This window comes from Salmonella sp. SG203, assembly GCF_013350575.1.
Classification (GTDB): Bacteria; Pseudomonadota; Gammaproteobacteria; order Enterobacterales; family Enterobacteriaceae; genus Salmonella; species Salmonella enterica.
In genome coordinates this window covers 53,534-73,181 of record NZ_SNMT01000017.1, presented here as the reverse complement: position 1 = coordinate 73,181, position 19,648 = coordinate 53,534, and the positions used below count along the sequence as shown (strand labels likewise).

At 52.2% G+C, this 19,648-nt stretch carries 20 protein-coding genes and 2 pseudogenes; 13 read left to right on the top strand and 9 right to left on the bottom strand.

Annotated features, from left to right (window positions below; genetic code table 11):
- Positions 1-3 precede the first annotated feature (3 nt).
- The 4 genes and pseudogenes from HV477_RS20290 to HV477_RS20275 form a co-directional block, all read left to right on the top strand.
- On the top strand, positions 4-1,044 hold the full coding sequence (locus tag HV477_RS20290) for an ADP-ribosylglycohydrolase family protein (RefSeq protein ID WP_053445368.1): 1,041 nt from the start codon (positions 4-6) through the stop codon (positions 1,042-1,044).
- 62 nt (positions 1,045-1,106) lie between these two features.
- Positions 1,107-1,829, top strand: coding sequence for a GntR family transcriptional regulator (locus HV477_RS20285; RefSeq protein WP_001535809.1), 723 nt, complete (start codon positions 1,107-1,109; stop codon positions 1,827-1,829).
- A 97-nt stretch (positions 1,830-1,926) separates the two neighbouring features.
- Positions 1,927-2,052 (top strand): annotated as a pseudogene (locus HV477_RS20280) (hypothetical protein); the annotation flags it as partial.
- Positions 2,053-2,103: 51 nt separating this feature from the next.
- Positions 2,104-2,244: pseudogene (locus HV477_RS20275) on the top strand (CDP-diacylglycerol diphosphatase); the annotation flags it as partial.
- Between the two features lie 89 nt (positions 2,245-2,333).
- Here the strand turns inward: HV477_RS20275 and HV477_RS20270 are convergent.
- The 3 genes from HV477_RS20270 to lsrR all read right to left on the bottom strand — a co-directional run bounded on the left by HV477_RS20270 (position 2,334) and on the right by lsrR (position 5,336).
- The gene (locus HV477_RS20270) at positions 2,334-2,684 is read right to left on the bottom strand and encodes a cupin domain-containing protein (protein WP_114063874.1); all 351 of its coding nucleotides are present in this window, start codon (positions 2,682-2,684) and stop codon (positions 2,334-2,336) included.
- 13 nt (positions 2,685-2,697) lie between these two features.
- Positions 2,698-4,290 (bottom strand): autoinducer-2 kinase, encoded by a 1,593-nt coding sequence (gene lsrK, locus HV477_RS20265; RefSeq protein WP_000113084.1) that lies wholly within the window; start codon positions 4,288-4,290, stop codon positions 2,698-2,700.
- Between the two features lie 86 nt (positions 4,291-4,376).
- The gene (lsrR, locus tag HV477_RS20260; protein WP_079899256.1) at positions 4,377-5,336 is read right to left on the bottom strand and encodes a transcriptional regulator LsrR; all 960 of its coding nucleotides are present in this window, start codon (positions 5,334-5,336) and stop codon (positions 4,377-4,379) included.
- A gap of 255 nt (positions 5,337-5,591) precedes the next feature.
- Here lsrR and lsrA point away from each other — a divergent pair, with 255 nt between their 5' ends.
- The 7 genes from lsrA to HV477_RS20225 all read left to right on the top strand — a co-directional run bounded on the left by lsrA (position 5,592) and on the right by HV477_RS20225 (position 12,264).
- A complete protein-coding gene (lsrA, locus tag HV477_RS20255) occupies positions 5,592-7,127 on the top strand; it encodes an autoinducer 2 ABC transporter ATP-binding protein LsrA (protein ID WP_001167251.1) in 1,536 nt (511 codons plus the stop codon).
- Positions 7,121-8,164: an autoinducer 2 ABC transporter permease LsrC gene (gene lsrC / locus HV477_RS20250; RefSeq protein WP_000911133.1), complete on the top strand. Its 1,044-nt coding sequence runs from the start codon at positions 7,121-7,123 to the stop codon at positions 8,162-8,164. The genes lsrA and lsrC overlap by 7 nt, the downstream gene beginning before the upstream one ends.
- On the top strand, positions 8,161-9,162 hold the full coding sequence (gene lsrD, locus HV477_RS20245) for an autoinducer 2 ABC transporter permease LsrD (RefSeq protein ID WP_000981831.1): 1,002 nt from the start codon (positions 8,161-8,163) through the stop codon (positions 9,160-9,162). Before lsrC ends, lsrD begins: the two co-directional genes overlap by 4 nt.
- Positions 9,163-9,190: 28 nt before the next feature.
- On the top strand, positions 9,191-10,213 hold the full coding sequence (lsrB, locus tag HV477_RS20240) for an autoinducer 2 ABC transporter substrate-binding protein LsrB (protein WP_000090737.1): 1,023 nt from the start codon (positions 9,191-9,193) through the stop codon (positions 10,211-10,213).
- 28 nt (positions 10,214-10,241) lie between these two features.
- Positions 10,242-11,117, top strand: coding sequence for a 3-hydroxy-5-phosphonooxypentane-2,4-dione thiolase (lsrF, locus tag HV477_RS20235; protein WP_000774147.1), 876 nt, complete (start codon positions 10,242-10,244; stop codon positions 11,115-11,117).
- An 82-nt stretch (positions 11,118-11,199) separates the two neighbouring features.
- Complete coding sequence (gene lsrG, locus HV477_RS20230; protein WP_001738619.1) at positions 11,200-11,490, top strand: (4S)-4-hydroxy-5-phosphonooxypentane-2,3-dione isomerase; 291 nt, start codon at positions 11,200-11,202, stop codon at positions 11,488-11,490.
- A gap of 9 nt (positions 11,491-11,499) precedes the next feature.
- Complete coding sequence (locus tag HV477_RS20225; RefSeq protein WP_001088049.1) at positions 11,500-12,264, top strand: epimerase; 765 nt, start codon at positions 11,500-11,502, stop codon at positions 12,262-12,264.
- Between the two features lie 91 nt (positions 12,265-12,355).
- On the opposite strand, the gene tpiA is transcribed toward HV477_RS20225, so the two are convergent.
- Entirely contained in the window at positions 12,356-13,123 is a 768-nt protein-coding gene (gene tpiA, locus HV477_RS20220) for a triose-phosphate isomerase (protein ID WP_001216339.1), read from the bottom strand.
- A 112-nt stretch (positions 13,124-13,235) separates the two neighbouring features.
- Positions 13,236-13,832, bottom strand: a complete 597-nt coding sequence (locus HV477_RS20215; protein WP_000802242.1) for a YiiQ family protein — start codon at positions 13,830-13,832, stop codon at positions 13,236-13,238.
- 100 nt (positions 13,833-13,932) lie between these two features.
- Here HV477_RS20215 and HV477_RS20210 point away from each other — a divergent pair, with 100 nt between their 5' ends.
- Complete coding sequence (locus tag HV477_RS20210; RefSeq protein ID WP_000155239.1) at positions 13,933-14,361, top strand: DUF805 domain-containing protein; 429 nt, start codon at positions 13,933-13,935, stop codon at positions 14,359-14,361.
- Between the two features lie 106 nt (positions 14,362-14,467).
- Here HV477_RS20210 and fpr read toward each other — a convergent pair whose 3' ends face one another.
- The 4 genes from fpr to HV477_RS20190 all read right to left on the bottom strand — a co-directional run bounded on the left by fpr (position 14,468) and on the right by HV477_RS20190 (position 18,807).
- The gene (gene fpr / locus HV477_RS20205) at positions 14,468-15,214 is read right to left on the bottom strand and encodes a ferredoxin--NADP(+) reductase (protein ID WP_000796303.1); all 747 of its coding nucleotides are present in this window, start codon (positions 15,212-15,214) and stop codon (positions 14,468-14,470) included.
- A gap of 96 nt (positions 15,215-15,310) precedes the next feature.
- Entirely contained in the window at positions 15,311-16,321 is a 1,011-nt protein-coding gene (gene glpX, locus HV477_RS20200; RefSeq protein WP_001250624.1) for a class II fructose-bisphosphatase, read from the bottom strand.
- 111 nt (positions 16,322-16,432) lie between these two features.
- Positions 16,433-17,941, bottom strand: a complete 1,509-nt coding sequence (gene glpK, locus HV477_RS20195; RefSeq protein ID WP_001523753.1) for a glycerol kinase GlpK — start codon at positions 17,939-17,941, stop codon at positions 16,433-16,435.
- A gap of 20 nt (positions 17,942-17,961) precedes the next feature.
- Positions 17,962-18,807 carry an MIP/aquaporin family protein gene (locus HV477_RS20190; RefSeq protein ID WP_000084285.1) on the bottom strand — a complete coding sequence of 282 codons (846 nt, stop codon included), beginning with the start codon at positions 18,805-18,807 and terminating at the stop codon, positions 17,962-17,964.
- A gap of 398 nt (positions 18,808-19,205) precedes the next feature.
- Between HV477_RS20190 and zapB the strand changes: the two genes are divergently transcribed.
- Positions 19,206-19,445, top strand: coding sequence for a septal ring assembly protein ZapB (gene zapB / locus HV477_RS20185; protein WP_000051370.1), 240 nt, complete (start codon positions 19,206-19,208; stop codon positions 19,443-19,445).
- The last annotated feature ends 203 nt before the right edge of the window (positions 19,446-19,648 follow it).

Genomic DNA, 19,648 nt, shown 5'->3' with positions numbered 1-19,648 from the left:
ATCATGCACGTTGATCAAAACAAAATACTGGGATGCCTGGTGGGCGCCGCCGCCGCGGACGCGATGGGAGCCGCGACGGAAGTACGCACCCAGCAGCAAATAAAAGACTATTTTGGCGGCTGGGTGACGACCTTTCAAAAACCGCCAGCAGACACGTTTGGCCGCTGCAACGAAGCGGGGATGTGCACGGATGATTTTATTCAGGCGAAGTACATCATGGATGCGCTGCTGCGCCATCAGCGTGAAGTCAGCGACGAAGCGATGCGCGAAGCTTTCCAGCAGTGGCTGGATTACCCGTACTACGCCAACTTTACCGGCCCGACGACGCGTGCGGCAATGAAGGCAATATTCAATGATAACCGCGCCTCTTTACAGGGTGAGCTGGAAGGCGAGAAACAGTCGGTACAGATTATTAATAAGGGTAACGCGGAGGCAACGAACGGCGCCGCCATGAAGATTTGGCCAGCGGCGGTGCTGCATCCGGGTGATATTGACGCGGCGATTGCCTGCGCGCTGCAGATTTGCCGCTTTACCCATAATAACGTGCTGGCGATGTCCGGCGCAGCGGCGATGGCGGCGGCAACCAGCGAGGCGTTAAGAGCGCAGACCAACGCAGACAGCATTATTGCCGCCGGTATTTACGGTGCGCAAAAGGGCTATCTGCTGGCGCAGGAGCAAGGGGCGATGATGGTGGCAGGTCCTTCCGTTGCCCGACGCATTGAGCTGGCCGTAGATATCGGTAAACGTCATCGCCATTGGGAAACGGCGGTGGTGGAACTTGCTGATATTATTGGCTCCGGGCTGCACGTGAGTGAAGCGGTGCCGGCGGCCTTTGGCCTGTTCGCGTGTTGTCCGAATTCTGCCGTAGATGCTATTATCTCCGGCGTTAATATCGGCAATGATACTGATACTGTCGCCACCATGGTCGGGGCGATTTCCGGCGCATTCCATGGCGTGGAGGCTTTTCCCGCCGATTATTTAACGACTTTGGATCGTATGAATCATTTCGATTTGGCAGAACTGGCCAGGCAAATCGCAGGGTAGCGAATTCACCCTGCCGGGGACGGTAAAACGTCCCCTGCTGGCGAAGACGTGAGGTGCGCAGCTTGCAGGTTGATAAAACGAGCTTTACTCCGCTTTATAAGCAACTATTTTTTATCATCTGTCAGCAGATTCAAAATGGATCCCTGCCTTTAGGCAGCCAGCTGCCGACGCAAAAAGAGATTGCCAGAGCCTACAACGTCTCGCTGATTGTGGTTAAACAGGCCTGGAGCGAATTAATCAATGCGGGTATTATTTCCTCCCAGCGCGGGAGTGGTTCGGTGGTGTGCTCGGTACCGGAAGGCGTGAGCTACGGGCACACGTTTCGCGGTATTACCCGCGATCTCCAGGACGCCAGCGTGGCGATTGAGAACCGTATTCTGGAAATCGCGCCGCGCCGCGCGCGCGACGCTCAGGCAGACGGCTTGAGCCTGCCCGCACAGCATCACTATCTCTATATTTCGCGTATTCGTTGCCTGAATAACCGTCCGTTTAACCATGAAAAGATCTATCTCGATCTTAGCTTCTTTCCCGATCTGCAACTTACACCGCAGGCGCTGGAGCATACGTCGCTTTATTCGTTATTAAACGTCACAAGCGACTCGGCGATAGAAAAAGTTGAGGCGATTTTACCTTCCGCTGACCTGTGCGAAAAATTGCAAATCGCCGCCAATAAACCGCTGTTATCCGTCGCCAGACAGACGTTTCAGGCCGGGAAGGACAGCCCTTTTGAGTATTGCCGCTATTACGTGCTGTCTGAATACTTTGGTGAAATTCATTATCACTGATCTGTCCGCTTAATCTTGCGATAACCCCACTATATCTGGCGTTTACCTGCCTGACTGTCCGTCGTATTCTTGCTGAAAAAATCGTCAGGAGACAGGTATGTCGCTCTGGTTGCCCTATCCTCTGTTCCTCCCGTCCATCATCGTTGGCGTTACTATCCTTCTGTGGGCGACTTCGCTACTGCCGGAGTTTATGACCGCACTGCTATTTTTTGCTGCTGTGGTGGCGATGGGACCAGGGAAAGTTCCTGCGCGGGCGGGGATGCTGTGATGTATCGCGCTGGCGGTGGTACGCCAAAGCGATGGCTCTTTTGTCTTGCTGGCGACCGAGCGTAATTTACTGATCTTCAATCGCGCTTCTGCCGAGGAAATTCAGGATCATCAGTGTGATATCTTGAACCAACAGGTCATCAAATGACAGCTTGATATTGCATTAACGAATGCCGTTTGGAGGCCGGACAAGGCTCTCGTGGCGCTATCCGGCAAAATCTGGCGATGGCGCGGGCGTTACCAGGTCGGTGGATCTGCGGGGTGGCTGTCATTTTCCAGATGCGGCGATTTAATAAACACGCCTTTCCAGGGTTTATCGCCGTTATTAATGAGATAATGCGCCTCCCCAGGTTCGCACTGTAAAACATCTCCAGTTTGCAGGATATGAGGTGTTCCTTCCAGATACAGGCACACTTCACCGCTTAGGGTATAAAAAACCTCACAAGCGGTATTATGGCGATGGTTAGGGAATGACTGCCCTGGTTGTAGTATGACGACGCCCATATCGCAGCCCGGCCCACGGATTAAGTATTTAGGGCCATTATCGCCAAAGCGGTATTCATGATTCTTCTCATTCGTTTTTTGCATGCTTATTCTCCTGTTACAGGCCTGGCGCTTTCCAGAGGGATGTCGTTAAGCCACCATCGACCAGCGCGCGTTGATCCTGATAAACGGCCTGCCATTTTTCTCTGGCCTGCTGATAGACAGCGAAATTTTCAGGATTAGGTTTATGCTCCCGATCCCAGCGCACTAGCTTTTCTCCCGTTTCCGCCAGCGATGGCCAGATACCCACGCCAACGCCTGCGGCAATAGCGCACCCTAGCGCGGTAGCTTCTTTGACGACAGGTACGTGAACGGTGAGTCCCGTAACGTCGGCAAGGATTTGGCTCCATAATTTGCCTTTAGATCCTCCGCCGGCAAAAACCAGCGAGTCGGCCTGTACGCCGGAAAACGCGGCAATTTGCTGTAAATTGCAGGCGGAAACAATGGCGGCATTCTCTTCCAGCGCGCGAAATAGGGTCGCTTTATTACACTTTTCAGGATCGATAGACAGATTGATAAACGACGGCGCGGCATGGTACCAGCGTTTAAAACGCATAACGTCAGAGAAGATGGGCATCACACCGTACGCGCCGGGAGGAACCCGGCTGGCCATATCTTCCAGCAGGGAATACGCATCAATACCTAACCTTTCAGCGATTAGTTTTTCCTCGGCGCAAAAGGCGTCGCGGAACCAACGCATCGTTAACCCAGTAAAAAAGCTAATAGACTCGGTTTGTACCATACCGGGGATCACATGAGGATTGATGCGAACGTTCATGTTTGGGTCGGTGACCGGCGCGGGAAGATTGACCACCTGTTGCCAGAAGGTTCCGCCCAGCACGGCCGTTTGCGCCGGGCGTACGACGCCCAGCCCCAGACAGCCTAACTGCACATCGCCGCCGCCAACGATGACCGGCGTACCCGCTTGCAGGTCGCACTGTTCAGCCGCTTTCTGTGAAATGTGACCGAGCAGCGTCCCGGTTTCTTTTACCGGCGAGAGAATGTCAGAACGCAGGCCCGCCATCTGTAACAGACTACGTTTCCAGTTGCGGGTCACCAGATCCAATAACCCCGTCGTGCCTGCGTTGGAGGGATCGACCGCCAGTTCGCCGCTGAGCATAAAGGCCATCCAGTCGCTGATCATAGTGACGGTTGACGCGCGATGATAAATATCCGGACGATGGTGGGCAAGCCAGAGCAGACGCGGAATAGCGCTGAGCGCCAGCGTTTGCCCGGAGCAACGATAAACTTCCTCCTCAAAGGTGTTATCGTGCAGCTCTTTTAATTCACTGACTTCGTGCGCCGCGCGGGCGTCAACATTAGCGCAGGCCCAAATTGGTTCGCCGTTACTGTCATAAATAACAATGCCTTCACGCATCGAGCAGGCCGATACGGCAGCGATAGCCGTTGCAGGGATGGCGGCTTTCTGTAGTGCCTGACGGATACACTGGCAAGCCAGTTGCCAGTTTTTGGCAAGATCAAACTCCATCGAACCAGGCACATCCGGCACGGCCAGATGCTGCCATTCCGCTTGACCGACAGCTATTTGCTTTCCTTGTAGATCAAAAATTACTGCTCTGACGCTACCGGTACCGGCGTCAAGAGCCATCAGGTAATGTCCTGATTCAGTATGGGTACAGAGTCGAGCCATTTTTTTATCCTCGGCTATTTTTACATCGTTACATAAAATCCTGTCAGTTATTGTTTATTGAATTGAGGTAAGTGTTATTTTATTTTTTATTTTTCAATAAGTTGAATTATTTTCCCTGCGGTTTTCTGATCGGTAACCAGCGCATTGATATAGTTACCGCGCATAGCGGCAATAATAGCTTCTGCTTTTTGTTCGCCGCCGGCGACGCCAATCACGGTTGGGATCGTGGAAAGTGAATTTAACTTCAGGCCAATTAATTCGTTATGGATTTTGATGCCTGGAATAATTTCGCCATGAGCATCAAAAAAATAGCCCAGAATATCGCCTACTGCGCCTTTGCGGCCAATCATGAGTTGTTCACCCTGAGTGATATAGCCGGATTTTAAGATACTGGCTTGATCTTTCTGGTTAATTGCCCCAATCCCCACGATGGCGGCATCGGCAGCTTGCGCTGTGAGCATCACATCCCGCACGCTATTTTCATTGCGCAGCGTGCAGGCAATTTCCTGCGATGATGCGCGCAGCGGCGCGGGCATAATACTTACGCTACAAGCGGCATCAAGCTGGCCTATTCCGGTCATATACGGCCCCACGCCGCCGGATAACGTGACCAGTCGGATTTGTTGCGCCGAGATAAATCCGCTGAGGCGTTTTAATGTGGTCATCGTGGCTTCGCCAAAGCCGACGGCCAGCAGTTGCTGTGGCCGCAGTGACTCCATCAACATATGGGCGGCGCCGATTCCTAAGCGCAGACCAATATCGGCATCGGGTAATGCCGGCAGCACGCGGATATTCTGCAATGCGAAGTGGTTGCGCAAGGCATTTTCATACTCAAGACACCCTTCGAAGCGGGAGTTGATTTGTACGCGAATAATACCGGACTGATGCCCTTTCTCCAGCAGACGAGAAACCTTTAGCCGGGTTAGCCCCAGACGCTCGCTGATTTCACTCTGCGTCAATCCATCGTGATAGTAGAACCAGGCAATACGCGCCACCTGCTCTTCTTCGCACATTCCATAATCAGATACCAACGTATTATCGCTCATTGTCATAACCTGGCTTTACTTTGAACATTTCTAAATCATTAACACAATTGTTCAGTTATCACTCCGAAATAACCGTGATTAACGCCACAAAAACGCGTCAAATCTGAACATTTATCATCTAAAAATTCATTTATTCAGAAAACGTGATCTGGATGAGAGTTTTTTGACCAAATAACTACTACCGTTTTGAACAATTTCTTTTTCAAAAAACATTTGTTCAGTCCCGTCAGTCAACATTGAGGGAGCGGAGGCAACATGCAAATCAGTCACAATACTGCATCCCCTCTGATTTGTGTGCAGAACATTTATAAAAGTTATTCCGGCGTCGAAGTACTAAAGGGAATTGACTTTACTCTGCATGCGGGAGAGGTGCACGCATTGCTTGGCGGCAATGGTGCGGGTAAATCAACATTAATGAAGATTATTGCCGGTATAGTCCCGCCAGATGGAGGGACTATCGATATTGCTGGTGTGCGTTGCAGTCATTTAACGCCTCTGAAGGCGCACCAGTATGGCATTTACCTGGTTCCCCAGGAGCCTCTGTTATTTCCGAGTTTATCTGTGCGGGAAAATATCTTGTTTGGCTTGCAGGGACGTCAGGCCTCCACGGAAAAAATGCAGCAGCTATTAAAGGCGATGGGATGCCAACTCGATCCGGCGAGCGCTGCGGGTACGCTTGATGTTGCAGACCGCCAGATCGTTGAAATTATGCGCGGCTTGATGCGCGACTCGCGAATCTTAATTCTTGATGAGCCCACGGCGTCGTTAACGCCAGCCGAAACTGACCGGTTATTTACGCGTCTGCAAGAGTTGCTGAAAAAGGGTGTCGGAATTGTATTTATTTCTCATAAGCTGCCAGAAATTAGACAGTTAGCTCACTGCGTTAGCGTGATGCGTGACGGTAAAATCGCATTATTCGGAAAAACGCATGACCTTTCTACCGACGAGATTATTCAAGCTATCACCCCGGCAACGCAGGGCGTCAGTCTTTCCGCGAGTCAAAAGTTGTGGCTGGAATTGCCTGGCAGCCGCCCGCAGAACGAACGCGGCGCGACGGTATTAGCGCTGGAGTCACTGACGGGCGAAGGTTTTATGAATATCAACCTTGAGGTGCGGGCAGGCGAAATCCTTGGTCTGGCCGGGTTGGTCGGCGCGGGACGCACAGAACTGGCTGAAACGCTGTACGGTATTAGACCGGTCAATGCGGGGCGGATGCTGTTCAATGGTGAAGAAATTAACGCCCTGACAACCCAACAGCGGTTGCAGCTCGGCCTGGTCTATTTGCCGGAAGATCGGCAGTCATCCGGGCTGTATCTTGACGCTTCCCTGGCATGGAATGTCTGTTCGCTGACCCACAACCAAAAAGGATTTTGGATAAAGCCCCAGCGGGATAACGCCACCCTTGAACGTTACCACCGCGCGTTAAATATCAAACTCAATAATGCCGAACAGGCGGCGCGTACTTTATCCGGCGGTAACCAGCAAAAAGTATTGATTGCCAAATGCCTGGAAGCCTCTCCGCAATTACTGATTGTCGATGAACCGACCCGCGGTGTCGATGTCTCCGCCCGCAGCGATATTTATCAGCTGTTGCGCAGTATCGCGCAACAAAATGTCGCGGTGCTGTTTATTTCCTCCGATCTGGAAGAGATAGAGCAGATGGCCGATCGCGTATATGTCATGCACCAGGGGGAACTGGGGGGGCCTGCGTTATGCGGCGAGGAAATTAACGTTGATACCATCATGCACGTTGCGTTTGGCGAACATGGTGCGTCGGAGGCAACATGTTGAAATTCATCCAAAATAATCGGGAAGCGACGGCGCTGCTGGCAATAGTCTGTTTATTCGTGTTTCCTGGCGCGCTGGATAGCCAGTATTTGAGCGTGCAAACGCTGACAATGGTTTTCAGTAGCGCGCAAATTTTGATGCTGTTGGCGATTGGCGCGACGATGGTAATGCTCACCCGCAATATTGATGTATCGGTGGGCTCGACGACAGGCATGTGCGCGGTATTGCTGGGAGTGATGTTAAACGCCGGCTATAGCCTGCCGGTCGCCTGCCTGGCCACACTAATATTAGGAATTGTCGCCGGATTTTTTAATGGCGTACTGGTTGCCTGGTTGAAGATACCCGCCATTGTCGCCACGCTGGGAACGCTGGGCTTGTATCGTGGGATCATGCTGCTATGGACAGGGGGGAAATGGATTGAAGGATTACCCGCAGGCTTAAAGCAACTCTCTGCTCCGGTGTTTCTGGGAATTTCCGCAATCGGCTGGTTTACCCTGGTGTTAGCGCTGCTTATGGCCTGGCTCCTGGCGAAAACCGCCTTTGGCCGCAATTTTTACGCCACCGGAGATAACCTGCAGGGCGCCCGGCAATTGGGTGTCCGTACCGAGATGGTACGCATCATGGCATTTTCACTTAATGGCGGTATGGCGGCATTGGCTGGAATCGTGTTTGCCTCGCAGATTGGCTTCATTCCCAATCAAACCGGCACGGGGCTGGAAATGAAAGCCATCGCGGCCTGCGTATTGGGGGGAATTAGCCTGTTAGGTGGGTCAGGCACGGTCATCGGCGCTATTCTCGGCGCTTATTTTCTTACGCAAATCGATAGTGTGTTAGTGCTGCTGCGTATCCCCGCCTGGTGGAACGATTTTATTGCCGGCCTGGTATTGTTGGGCGTACTGGTATTCGATGGGCGGCTGCGTTGCGCATTACAACGCAATCTGCGCCGCCAGAAATATGCCCGTTTTATATCACCACCCACTCCACTACAGGCGGAAGCAAAAACGCACGCACAACAGAATAAAAACAAAGAGGTGGCATGATGAATCCATGGCGACGCTATAGCTGGGAAATTGCGCTGGCAGCCTTATTGATCTTTGAAATTCTGGCTTTCGGTGTGATTAATCCACGTTTATTAGATATTAATGTCTTACTTTTTAGCACTAGCGATTTTATTTGTATCGGTATTGTCGCTTTGCCGCTAACAATGGTTATTGTCAGCGGTGGTATGGATATTTCATTTGGTTCTACAATCGGGCTATGCGCGATTACCCTGGGTGTGCTGTTTCAGCTCGGTATGCCGCTACCTTTAGCGATTATTATTACCCTACTACTTGGCGCAATATGTGGGCTGATAAATGCCGGACTTATTATTTATACCGGCGTAAACCCGTTGGTGATTACCCTGGGAACCATGTATTTATTTGGTGGTAGCGCATTATTGTTATCTGGTATGGCTGGCGCCACGGGTTATGAAGGTATTGGTGGATTTCCCACAGCGTTCACTGACTTTGCCAATATTTCATTTCTTGGTATTCCCATGCCGCTTATTTTTTTTCTTGTGTGCTGTCTGTTTTTCTGGCTGCTCATGCATCGCACGCATATGGGACGCAACGTTTTCCTGATTGGCCAGAGCGCCCGTGTCGCGCAGTACAGCGCGATCCCGGTGAATCGCACGTTGTATACCGTGTATGCCATGACCGGATGCGCCTCCGCGATCGCCGCCGTATTACTGGTTTCTTACTTTGGCTCCGCACGTTCGGATCTGGGCGCCTCTTTCCTGATGCCGGCCATTACGGCGGTTGTGCTGGGAGGCGCCAATATTTATGGCGGCTCCGGGTCGATTATGGGGTCCGCGTTGGCGGCGCTGCTGGTGGGATTTTTACAGCAGGGGCTACAGATGGCCGGAGTGCCGAATCAAATTTCCAGCGCATTGTCCGGTGCGCTTCTCATTGTTGTTGTCGTTGGTCGTTCCGTCAGTTTGCATCGTCACCAAATCCTTGAATGGTACTCACGCCGTCGCAATGCGCATCAGGCATGATTTCCTTTTGAAATTTATGGAGAAAAAAATGGCAAGACACAGCATTAAAATGATCGCCTTACTCACTGCGTTTGGTCTGGCATCTGCGGCAATGACCGTGCAGGCGGCAGAGCGGATTGCTTTTATTCCCAAGCTGGTTGGCGTGGGCTTTTTTACCAGCGGCGGCAATGGCGCGCAGGAAGCGGGAAAAGCGCTGGGCATTGACGTAACTTACGATGGCCCTACAGAGCCCAGCGTCTCAGGCCAGGTTCAACTGGTGAATAACTTTGTCAATCAGGGGTATGACGCCATTATCGTTTCTGCCGTTTCGCCTGACGGCCTGTGCCCGGCGTTGAAGCGGGCAATGCAAAGAGGCGTGAAAATATTAACCTGGGATTCCGATACCAAGCCGGAGTGCCGTTCTTACTATATCAATCAAGGGACGCCAAAACAGCTCGGCAGCATGCTGGTAGAGATGGCCGCTCATCAGGTGGACAAAGAGAAAGCGAAAGTCGCTTTCTTCTATTCCAGCCCAACGGTGACCGACCAGAACCAGTGGGTAAAAGAAGCTAAAGCCAAAATTAGCCAGGAACATCCGGGGTGGGAGATAGTCACTACCCAGTTTGGCTATAACGATGCCACGAAATCGCTCCAGACGGCGGAAGGTATCATCAAAGCGTATCCCGATCTGGATGCCATCATCGCGCCTGACGCTAACGCTTTACCTGCTGCGGCACAGGCGGCGGAGAACCTTAAACGCAATAATCTCGCGATTGTTGGTTTTAGTACGCCGAATGTAATGCGCCCTTATGTTCAGCGCGGCACTGTTAAAGAGTTTGGCCTGTGGGATGTCGTCCAACAGGGAAAAATTTCCGTATATGTCGCCAATGCGTTGCTGAAAAATATGCCAATGAATGTCGGTGATTCACTGGATATTCCCGGCATCGGCAAAGTCACCGTTTCACCTAATAGTGAGCAGGGATATCACTATGAGGCAAAAGGTAACGGCATTGTGTTATTGCCGGAGCGTGTCATTTTCAACAAAGACAATATCGACAAATATGATTTCTGATAACTGTTATGTATCGACGGAGTAAAGAATGGCTGATTTAGATGATATTAAAGATGGCAAAGATTTTCACACCGATAAACCACAAACTAACACTTTGTTCGCATTAAAAGGCTGTGGCGCGCTGGATTGGGGAATGCAGTCCAGACTGGCGAGGATTTTTAACCCCAAAACCAGAAAAACGGTCATGCTGGCCTTTGACCATGGATATTTCCAGGGGCCGACAACCGGACTTGAGCGTATTGATATCAATATTGCGCCGCTCTTTGAATATGCTGATGTCTTAATGTGTACTCGCGGCATATTACGCAGTGTGGTACCTCCGGCAATCAATAAACCAGTCGTTTTACGCGCGTCCGGGGCGAATTCTATTCTCACTGAATTAAGCAATGAGGCGGTTGCGGTGGCGATGGATGACGCTGTGCGGTTGAATAGCTGTGCTGCTGCCGCACAGGTTTATATTGGTAGTGAGCATGAACATCAGTCGATTAAAAATATTATTCAACTGATTGATGCCGGGTTACGCGTCGGGATGCCAATAATGGCAGTGACCGGGGTGGGTAAAGATATGGCTCGCGACCAGCGTTATTTTTCACTGGCAACGCGTATCGCTGCGGAAATGGGGGCGCAAATTATCAAAACGTATTATGTCGATAAAGGTTTTGAGCGTATTGCGGCAGGTTGTCCGGTGCCGATTGTCATCGCCGGCGGTAAAAAACTGCCTGAACGTGAAGCATTGGAAATGTGCTATCAGGCGATTGACCAGGGGGCTTCTGGCGTAGATATGGGGCGTAATATATTCCAGTCAGAAGATCCGGTAGCCATGATTAAAGCGGTACATGCTGTCGTTCATCATAACGAAACAGCAGAGCGTGCTTATGAGCTGTTTTTGAGTGAGAAAAGTTAAATGAGATCGCTTCCCCATCTTTTACCGATGCGAGGAGATGGGGATGACTGTTATTTTATTTGGAATAATCAGGGGGTTAATGATGCACGTTACGCTGGTTGAAATTAACGTTCATGATGACAAGGTTGAACAATTTATCGATGTTTTTCGGCAGAATCATCTGGGCTCAATTAAAGAGCCGGGTAACTTGCGTTTTGATGTTCTGCAGGATCCGCAGGTGCTTACGCGATTTTATATTTATGAAGCCTACGTTGATGAACAGGCCGTCGCTTTTCACAAGACAACGCCACACTACAAAACTTGCGTGGAGCAGCTTGAACCGTTGATGACCGGTCCGCGGACAAAAAAAGTTTTTATGGGTTTGATGCCTTAAGGAGCGCTCATGAACAGCCAGTTTGCCGGATTAACGCGCGAAGCATGTGTGGCATTGTTAGCGTCATATCCGCTTAGTGTGGGTATTCTGGCAGGGCAGTGGATTGCGTTGCATCGCTATCTGCAACAGTTGGAAGCGCTAAACCAGCCGCTGTTGCATTTGGATTTGATGGATGGTCAATTTTGCCCGCAGTTTACCGTTGGGCCATGGGCAGTTGGGCAACTGCCGCAAACCTTTATCAAAGATGTTCATTTGATGGTAGCGGATCAATGGACGGCGGCGCAAGCCTGCGTGAAGGCGGGCGCACACTGCATCACGCTTCAGGCTGAAGGCGATATTCATCTGCATCATACGCTAAGCTGGCTTGGTCAGCAGACCGTGCCCGTTATTGGCGGTGAAATGCCGGTGATCCGGGGGATTAGTTTATGCCCGGCAACGCCTCTGGATGTCATTATCCCCATTCTGAGCGACGTTGAGGTTATTCAACTACTGGCAGTAAACCCTGGATACGGCAGTAAAATGCGCTCCAGTGATTTGCACGAGCGCGTGGCGCAGCTTCTCTGTCTACTTGGTGATAAACGCGAAGGTAAAATTATCGTTATTGATGGGTCGTTAACGCAGGATCAGTTGCCTTCGCTGATTGCACAGGGCATCGATCGTGTTGTTTCTGGTAGTGCGTTATTTCGTGATGATCGGCTGGTTGAGAATACGCGGAGCTGGAGGGCGATGTTTAAGGTTGCCGGGGATACTACTTTCTTACCCTCCACAGCATAAATGCCGGATGGCGGCTTTACCTTATCAGGCCTACATAAGCACTCGGCTGGTAGGCCTGATAAGCGCAGCGCCATCAGACATTGATTGGCAATTAAGCCTGTTTAGCAGCTTCTGCTGCTTTCACGATCACCGCGAAGGCGTCAGCTTTCAGAGAAGCGCCGCCTACCAGTGCGCCGTCGATGTCCGGCTGCGCGAACAGTTCGGCGGCGTTGGAGGCATTAACAGAACCGCCGTACTGGATAATAACCTGTTCAGCGATTTTCGCGTCAGCTTTAGCAATGTGGTCACGGATGAATTTGTGCACTGCCTGCGCCTGCGCAGGAGTTGCAGATTTACCGGTACCGATCGCCCATACGGGTTCGTAAGCGATAACCGCGCCTTCAAAGGCTGCCGCGCCCTGCGTTTTCAGTACCGCGTCGATCTGGCGTGCGCATACTTCTTCTGTTTTGCCCGCTTCGTTTTCCGCTTCGGTTTCACCGATGCACAGTACCGGCGTCAGACCTTGTTCTTTCAGTACGGCGAATTTTTTGGCGATCAGCTCGTCAGATTCTTTGTGATAAGTACGACGCTCGGAGTGGCCGATAATAATGTACTGCGCGCCGATATCCTTCAGCATTTCAGCCGAAGTTTCACCGGTGAATGCGCCAGACAGATTCAGATCAACGTTCTGCGCGCCCAGCATGATGTGGCTGCCGGCAGCAGCGCGTTTCGCCAGATCGATATACATTTCCGGCGGAGCGATTGCCACGTCGCAGCCTGCTACGCCCGTCAGTTCTTTACGCAGGTTAGCCACCAGTTCGTTTACCATGTGGCGGCTGCCGTTCAGTTTCCAGTTACCCATCACTAAAGGATGTCGCATTTCATTTCTCCACGCTTAGTCAGCGAATTAAGGAAGATGGCCGCTCGTCAGAGCAGCATGGTCTGTGAAACAGTATAGAGATTCATCCCCGGAAAGGCTTTGCTTTTTGTCATCAATTCGCCCCTTCCAGATTTTCAGATAACGTCAGCTTAATCGGTTCAACCGCGAAGGTCAGCCCCTTTTCGCCGTTATCTGCGACAACATAACGTACCGCGCCTTCGGTCTCGGCGTAATAGTGTTTACCTTTACCGGCGATAAGCATCTTTTGCAGTTTTTTCTGGCTTTGCTCTTTTGTCAGTAACGGGGCGACAGTGCGAATAATGGCGGCCATATATTCCAGCGCTTTCGCTTTCGCCGCTTTCTGTTCCGGCCCCTGAATGGGCAGCCAGGTAATCTGCATACTTTTCACTTTGAGCGTACCGCGCTCCAGCGCCGTGGAGGCATACAGATTTTCGTTAATCTTACTGGCGGCGCGGGTCAGATTCGCCTTATCGCGGCTATTCTCAATGGCGCGAAATTCATTGAGCGGCAGATCGGGATTCTGGCGGTTAAAGTTCTCACGAAACTGGCTAATAGAAAGATCAAAGGTTGGCGAGCCCGCCAGCAGATAGGGCGCTGTCGTGGTCGATGAAGAGAGCTGCGCGTGCGCCGTTATGCTGGCGGTGAGAGCAGAAAACAACAGTAAAAACAGAGTACATCCTGGCTTCATCAATCTTACCTTTCGTTAGGACTGCTCACGATTAAAACGATAACTGTCGGGCTTGTCAAAAGGGTAAACTGTAGCGGAAGGCAAAATATAAGGAACTTACATGACCATACAGCAATGGTTATTCTCATTTAAAGGGCGTATCGGACGCCGTGATTTCTGGATTTGGATCGGCCTCTGGTTTGCCGGGATGCTGGCGCTATTTTCGCTGGCGGGGAAAAACCTGCTTGATATCCAAACGGCGGCATTTTGCCTGGTGTGCCTGCTGTGGCCGACCGCCGCCGTCATGGTCAAACGTCTGCATGACCGGGGGCGATCCGGCGCGTGGGCGTTGCTGATGATTCTGGCGTGGATGCTGCTGGCCGGAAACTGGGTGATGCTGCCGGGGATGTGGCAGTGGGTCGTCGGGCGATTTATTCCGACGCTGATCCTGGTGATGATGCTTATCGATCTGGGCGCGTTTGTCGGTGTTCAGGGGGAAAATAAGTTTGGGAAAGCGACACAGGGCGTGAAGTTTAAAGCAGAACCGTAAACGGGCGGTAAACCGTAATTTGCCCGGTGGCGCTGACGCTTACCGGGCCTACAGATTGGTGATGATTTGCAGGCCGGATAAGCCCCAGCCGCCATTCGGTAAAACATCACCAGTAATGTTCAGCCGTCATATGCCCCGGTCGGCGGCGCAGATGTTTAGTCATCTGTCGGGTCTCTTTCAGCAGTTGCTGCGTATCGCGCACCATCTGCGGGTTCCCGCACAGCATGACGTGGCTGGTCTCTTTATCCATCGGCAATCCAACGGCTTTTTCCAGCTCGCCGTTTTCAATGAGCGCTGGCACGCGTCCGGTAAGCGAGCCTGGCACGCTCTCCCGGCTGACCACCGTTTGGATGCGCAGCTTGCCTTCATAACGCTGTTGCAGTTCCAGCATTAGCGGCAGATAGCTTAAATCGGCGGCGAAGCGTGCGGCGTGGACTAAGACCAGATTTTTAAAGCGCGCGACATCCTGGCCATATTGCAGAATAGACAAATACGGGCCAATAGCGGTTCCGGTCGCCAGCATCCATAGCGTCTCGCAGTCAGGCACTTCATCCAGTACAAAGAAACCCGACGCGTCGCTGACCACTTGCACCTCATCGCCAGGTTTTAGCGCCGCCAGCCGCGGGCTGAGCTTTCCTTGCGGCACCGTCACCAGATAAAACTCTAAATTCGGATTGTCAGGCGCATTGACATAGGAATACGCGCGCTGAACGCGCTCGCCATCGATCTCCAGTCCGAGTTTGGTAAATTGGCCTGCAGTAAAAGGATTAATGGGGGCGTGAACGGTCAGGCTGAACAGTGCGTCAGTCCAGTTTTGCACCTTAGTGACTTTACCTGTTACCCAATCGGCCATGGTTTTCTCCTGTTCTGAATCGCTAACCTTATCTTCGTTCGTCAGGAGAAAGATTTCCAGCCCCGCGAGGCTGGAAGGCTCTAACTAACAAATGCGCTAGAGGATATGCGCCTGCACATCCGGATCTTTACGATCAAGATAGTGGATCGACTGAATGCGGCGGATGGTGCGTGATTTGCCGCGGATCAGCAGCGTTTCCGTCGTGGCAATATGGCCTTTCCGGCTAATTCCTTCCAGCAGATCGCCTTTCGTGATGCCGGTCGCGGAGAAAATAACGTTATCGCTACGCGCCATGTCGCCCAGGCATAACGCCTTGCCCGCTTCAATGCCCATTGCTTTGCAGCGCGCCAGTTCCTGTTCGCCAATGCGGCGGTTTTCTTCGCTGTCGCCTTTCACATCATGGCGCGCCAGCAGACGACCCTGCATATCGCCGTCCAGCGCGCGGATCACCGCTGCGGATACCACGCCTTCTGGCGCGCCGCCAATCCCGTACAGCACGTCGACTTCGCTATCCGGCATACAGGTCAGAATTGAGGCCGCGACGTCGCCGTCAGGAATGGCAAACACGCGTACGCCCAGTTTGGCCATCTCTGCGATGACCTCGTCATGACGCGGTTTTGCCAGAATGGTCACGGTCAGATCGCCAAGCGGTTTACCCAGCGCATCCGCGATGTTGCGCAGGTTATCCGCCAGCGGCAGATTGAGATCAATTGCCCCTTTGGCGCCCGGACCGACAATCAGTTTTTCCATATACATATCGGGCGCATTCAGGAAACAGCCTTTATCGCCGACCGCCAGCACCGCCAGCGCGTTCGCCTGACCCATCGCCGTCATGCGCGTGCCCTCAATCGGATCGACGGCGATATCTACCGCATCGCCGTGGCCGGTACCGACTTTCTCGCCGATATAGAGCATCGGGGCCTCGTCGATTTCGCCTTCGCCAATCACGATGGTGCCGTCAATGTTGACCTGGTTGAGCATGATACGCATGGCGTTGACCGCCGCGCCGTCCGCGGTATTTTTATCGCCGCGTCCCAGCCATTTGTAGCCAGCCAGCGCCGCCGCTTCGGTCACACGGGAAAATTCGATGGCAAGTTCTCGTCTCATAACAAACTCGTAGCAAAAAGGAGTGGCGCGCAGTGTAGCACAGGGGAAGGAGGGAATAATTGATGTGTGTGCGGAGTTGCCTCCGCACAAAGATTTTGCCGGATGGCGACCTTACTTGTCGTGCTCTTCCCACGCCATTGCGCGTTTAACCGCTTTCTTCCAGCCGCTGTAACGGTAGTTACGCTCGGTGGTTTCAATGCCGGGGCGGAATTCTCGCTCAATGACGGCTTTTTCCTGCAGCTCGTCCAGGTTCTGCCAGTAACCGACGGCCAGGCCAGCCAGATAGGCGGCGCCCAGCGCGGTCACTTCGCGCACTTCCGGGCGTTCCACCCGCGTGCCGAGAATATCTGACTGGAACTGCATCAGGAAGTTGTTGGCCACTGCGCCGCCGTCCACACGCAGAGCGTGCAGGCGGATACCGGAGTCGGCCTGCATCGCTTCCAGTACGTCGCGGGTCTGGTAAGCGATGGATTCGAGCGTCGCGCGGATAATGTGATTAGAGTTCACGCCGCGGGTCAGGCCAAAAATGGCGCCGCGGGCATACGGGTCCCAGTACGGCGCGCCCAGACCGGTGAAGGCCGGAACCACGTAGACGCCGTTGGTATCTTTCACTTTCGTGGCGAAATATTCGGAGTCGAACGCGTCGCTGATGAGCTTCATTTCATCACGCAGCCATTGAATGGACGCTCCCGCCATAAACACCGCGCCTTCCAGCGCATAGTTGACTTCGCCGCTTGGGCCGCAGGCGATGGTGGTCAGCAGGCCGTTTTCCGATTTTACCGCTTTCTCGCCGGTGTTCATCAGCATAAAGCAGCCGGTGCCGTAGGTATTCTTTGCCATTCCTTCCTTTACGCACAGTTGGCCGAATAGCGCGGCCTGCTGATCCCCGGCAATCCCGGCGATAGGAATACGTGTACCGCCTTTACCGCCAATATTGGTCTGGCCGTAGACTTCGGAGGACTTACGTACCTGGGGCAGCATCGCGCGTGGGATATCCAGCACGTCCAGCATCTTATCGTCCCAGTCCAAATCATGGATGTTGAACAGCATGGTTCGTGAGGCGTTGGTGTAATCCGTAACGTGGACGCGGCCCTGCGTCATCTTCCAGATAAGCCAGGTATCCACCGTACCGAACAGCAGTTCGCCACGCTTCGCGCGTTCGCGCGAACCTTCCACATGGTCAAGGATCCATTTCACTTTAGTGCCAGAGAAGTACGGGTCGACGACCAGACCGGTATTGTCGCGGATGTAATCTTCCATGCCGTCGCGTTTAAGCTGTTCGCAAATATCGGCGGTACGACGGCACTGCCAGACAATAGCGTTGTATATCGGTTTGCCGGTTTCACGTTCCCAGACGATCGCGGTTTCACGTTGGTTGGTGATACCGATAGCGGCAATCTGATCGGAACTGATATCGGCCTTAGCCAGCACTTCTACCAGCGTTGAGCTTTGGGACGCCCAAATTTCCATCGGGTCGTGTTCTACCCAGCCTGGCTTAGGATAAATTTGCTCAAATTCACGCTGTGATACGCTGACGATATTCGCGTCATGATCCATAACGACCGCGCGGGAGCTGGTGGTACCCTGGTCGAGCGCAACGATATATTTTTTTTCAGTCATAATTTTGTCCCGTAATCAGATTACAGCGAAGCATTTTGTTGTGTGGTCGCGGTGGAGTCCTTCTCTTCCACGACGCAGGTATCGCACGGCAAATGACGGCCAATAAATTTGCGATAAGCAAACGCGCCCAGAATGGCGCCGACGATGGGGCCAAACAGCGGCACCAGGAAGTAAGGAATGTCTCTACCGCCGGTAAACGCAATTTCACCCCAGCCGGCAAGCCCGGCGAACATTTTGGGGCCAAAGTCACGCGCCGGATTCATCGCAAACCCGGTCAACGGCCCCATAGAGGCACCGATAACGGCGATCAGTAAACCAATGAGCAGTGGCGCAAGCGGACCGCGAGGTACGCCGTTGCCGTCGTCGGTCAGCGCCAGAATCAGCCCCATCAGAATAGCGGTAATCACCATTTCAACCGCGAAGGCCTGCACAAAATTGATATGAGGATTCGGGTAAGTTGAGAAAATGCCTGCGAGATCGAGACTTTCAACGCTGCCACGGACGATATGGTGGGTTTGTTCGAAGTCCACAAAAAGATTGTAATAAAGCCCGTAAACTAACGCCGCTGCGCAAAAGGCGCCGGCAACTTGAGAAATAATAAAAGGAACAACTTTACGTTTGTCGAAACAGGCAAATAGCCAGAGTGCGATGGTCACTGCCGGGTTCAGGTGTGCGCCAGAAACACCTGCCGTCAGGTAGATAGCCATCGCTACCCCCAGACCCCAGATGACGCTGATTTCCCACTGTCCAAAAGTAGCTCCGGCAACTTTAAGCGCAGCGACACAACCCACACCGAAAAAAATCAACAACCCGGTACCGAGGAATTCAGCAATGCACTGGCCTTTTAAGGTTGATGTTTGACTCATAATCGGATCCTGAAGAGTATGTAATGATTATTGGTATGCGAGGAGGTCATGGACATCCACGATGCCCTGTAGGCACACTGTTAATTTATCGTTAACGAGCAAAAACGAGAAATATCGAAATCAAAATGTGTGTACTGTGTCAATAAAATGAGCGTTATCGCGCCATGAGGCGCATTTTGAGACAGCAGAAGAGAGTGAATTGAATCATTTCATTAACCAATATGTTAACACTTTTAAGTTATTGAATGAATGTTACCAGGAGATGGATGAAAATTGCTCCAAACCGCGATCTACGCGGTATGTCGCTGGACAGCGAGAGCGGGGCTTCATACAATCGACACTATATATTGTGCGCGTTTACGTGAAGCGTCGCCTTGCAATTCAGGAGAGGTAAGATCATGTCTTTAGAAGTGTTTGAGAAACTGGAAGCAAAAGTACAGCAGGCGATTGACACCATCACCCTGTTACAGATGGAAATTGAAGAGCTGAAAGAAAAGAACAACAGCCTGACGCAGGAAGTGCAGTCTGCACAGCATCAGCGTGAAGAACTCGAGCGTGAAAATAATTCTCTGAAGGAACAGCAGAGCGGCTGGCAGGAACGTTTGCAGGCGCTGCTTGGTCGTATGGAAGAAGTCTAATCCTCGTCATATTTCACGTTATGGCGGCGTTGGCTGCGTGCGTTCACCCCAGTCACATAGTGGCCTATGCTCCTGGGGATTCACTTACTTGCCGCCTTGCCCTGACGCGAAATCTATAGAGGATTTAGAATGCGGATACCGGTGGGCCGGATAAGGCGTAAGCTGCCATCCGGCAATCAGCGACAACGCATAAAAAAGGTGCC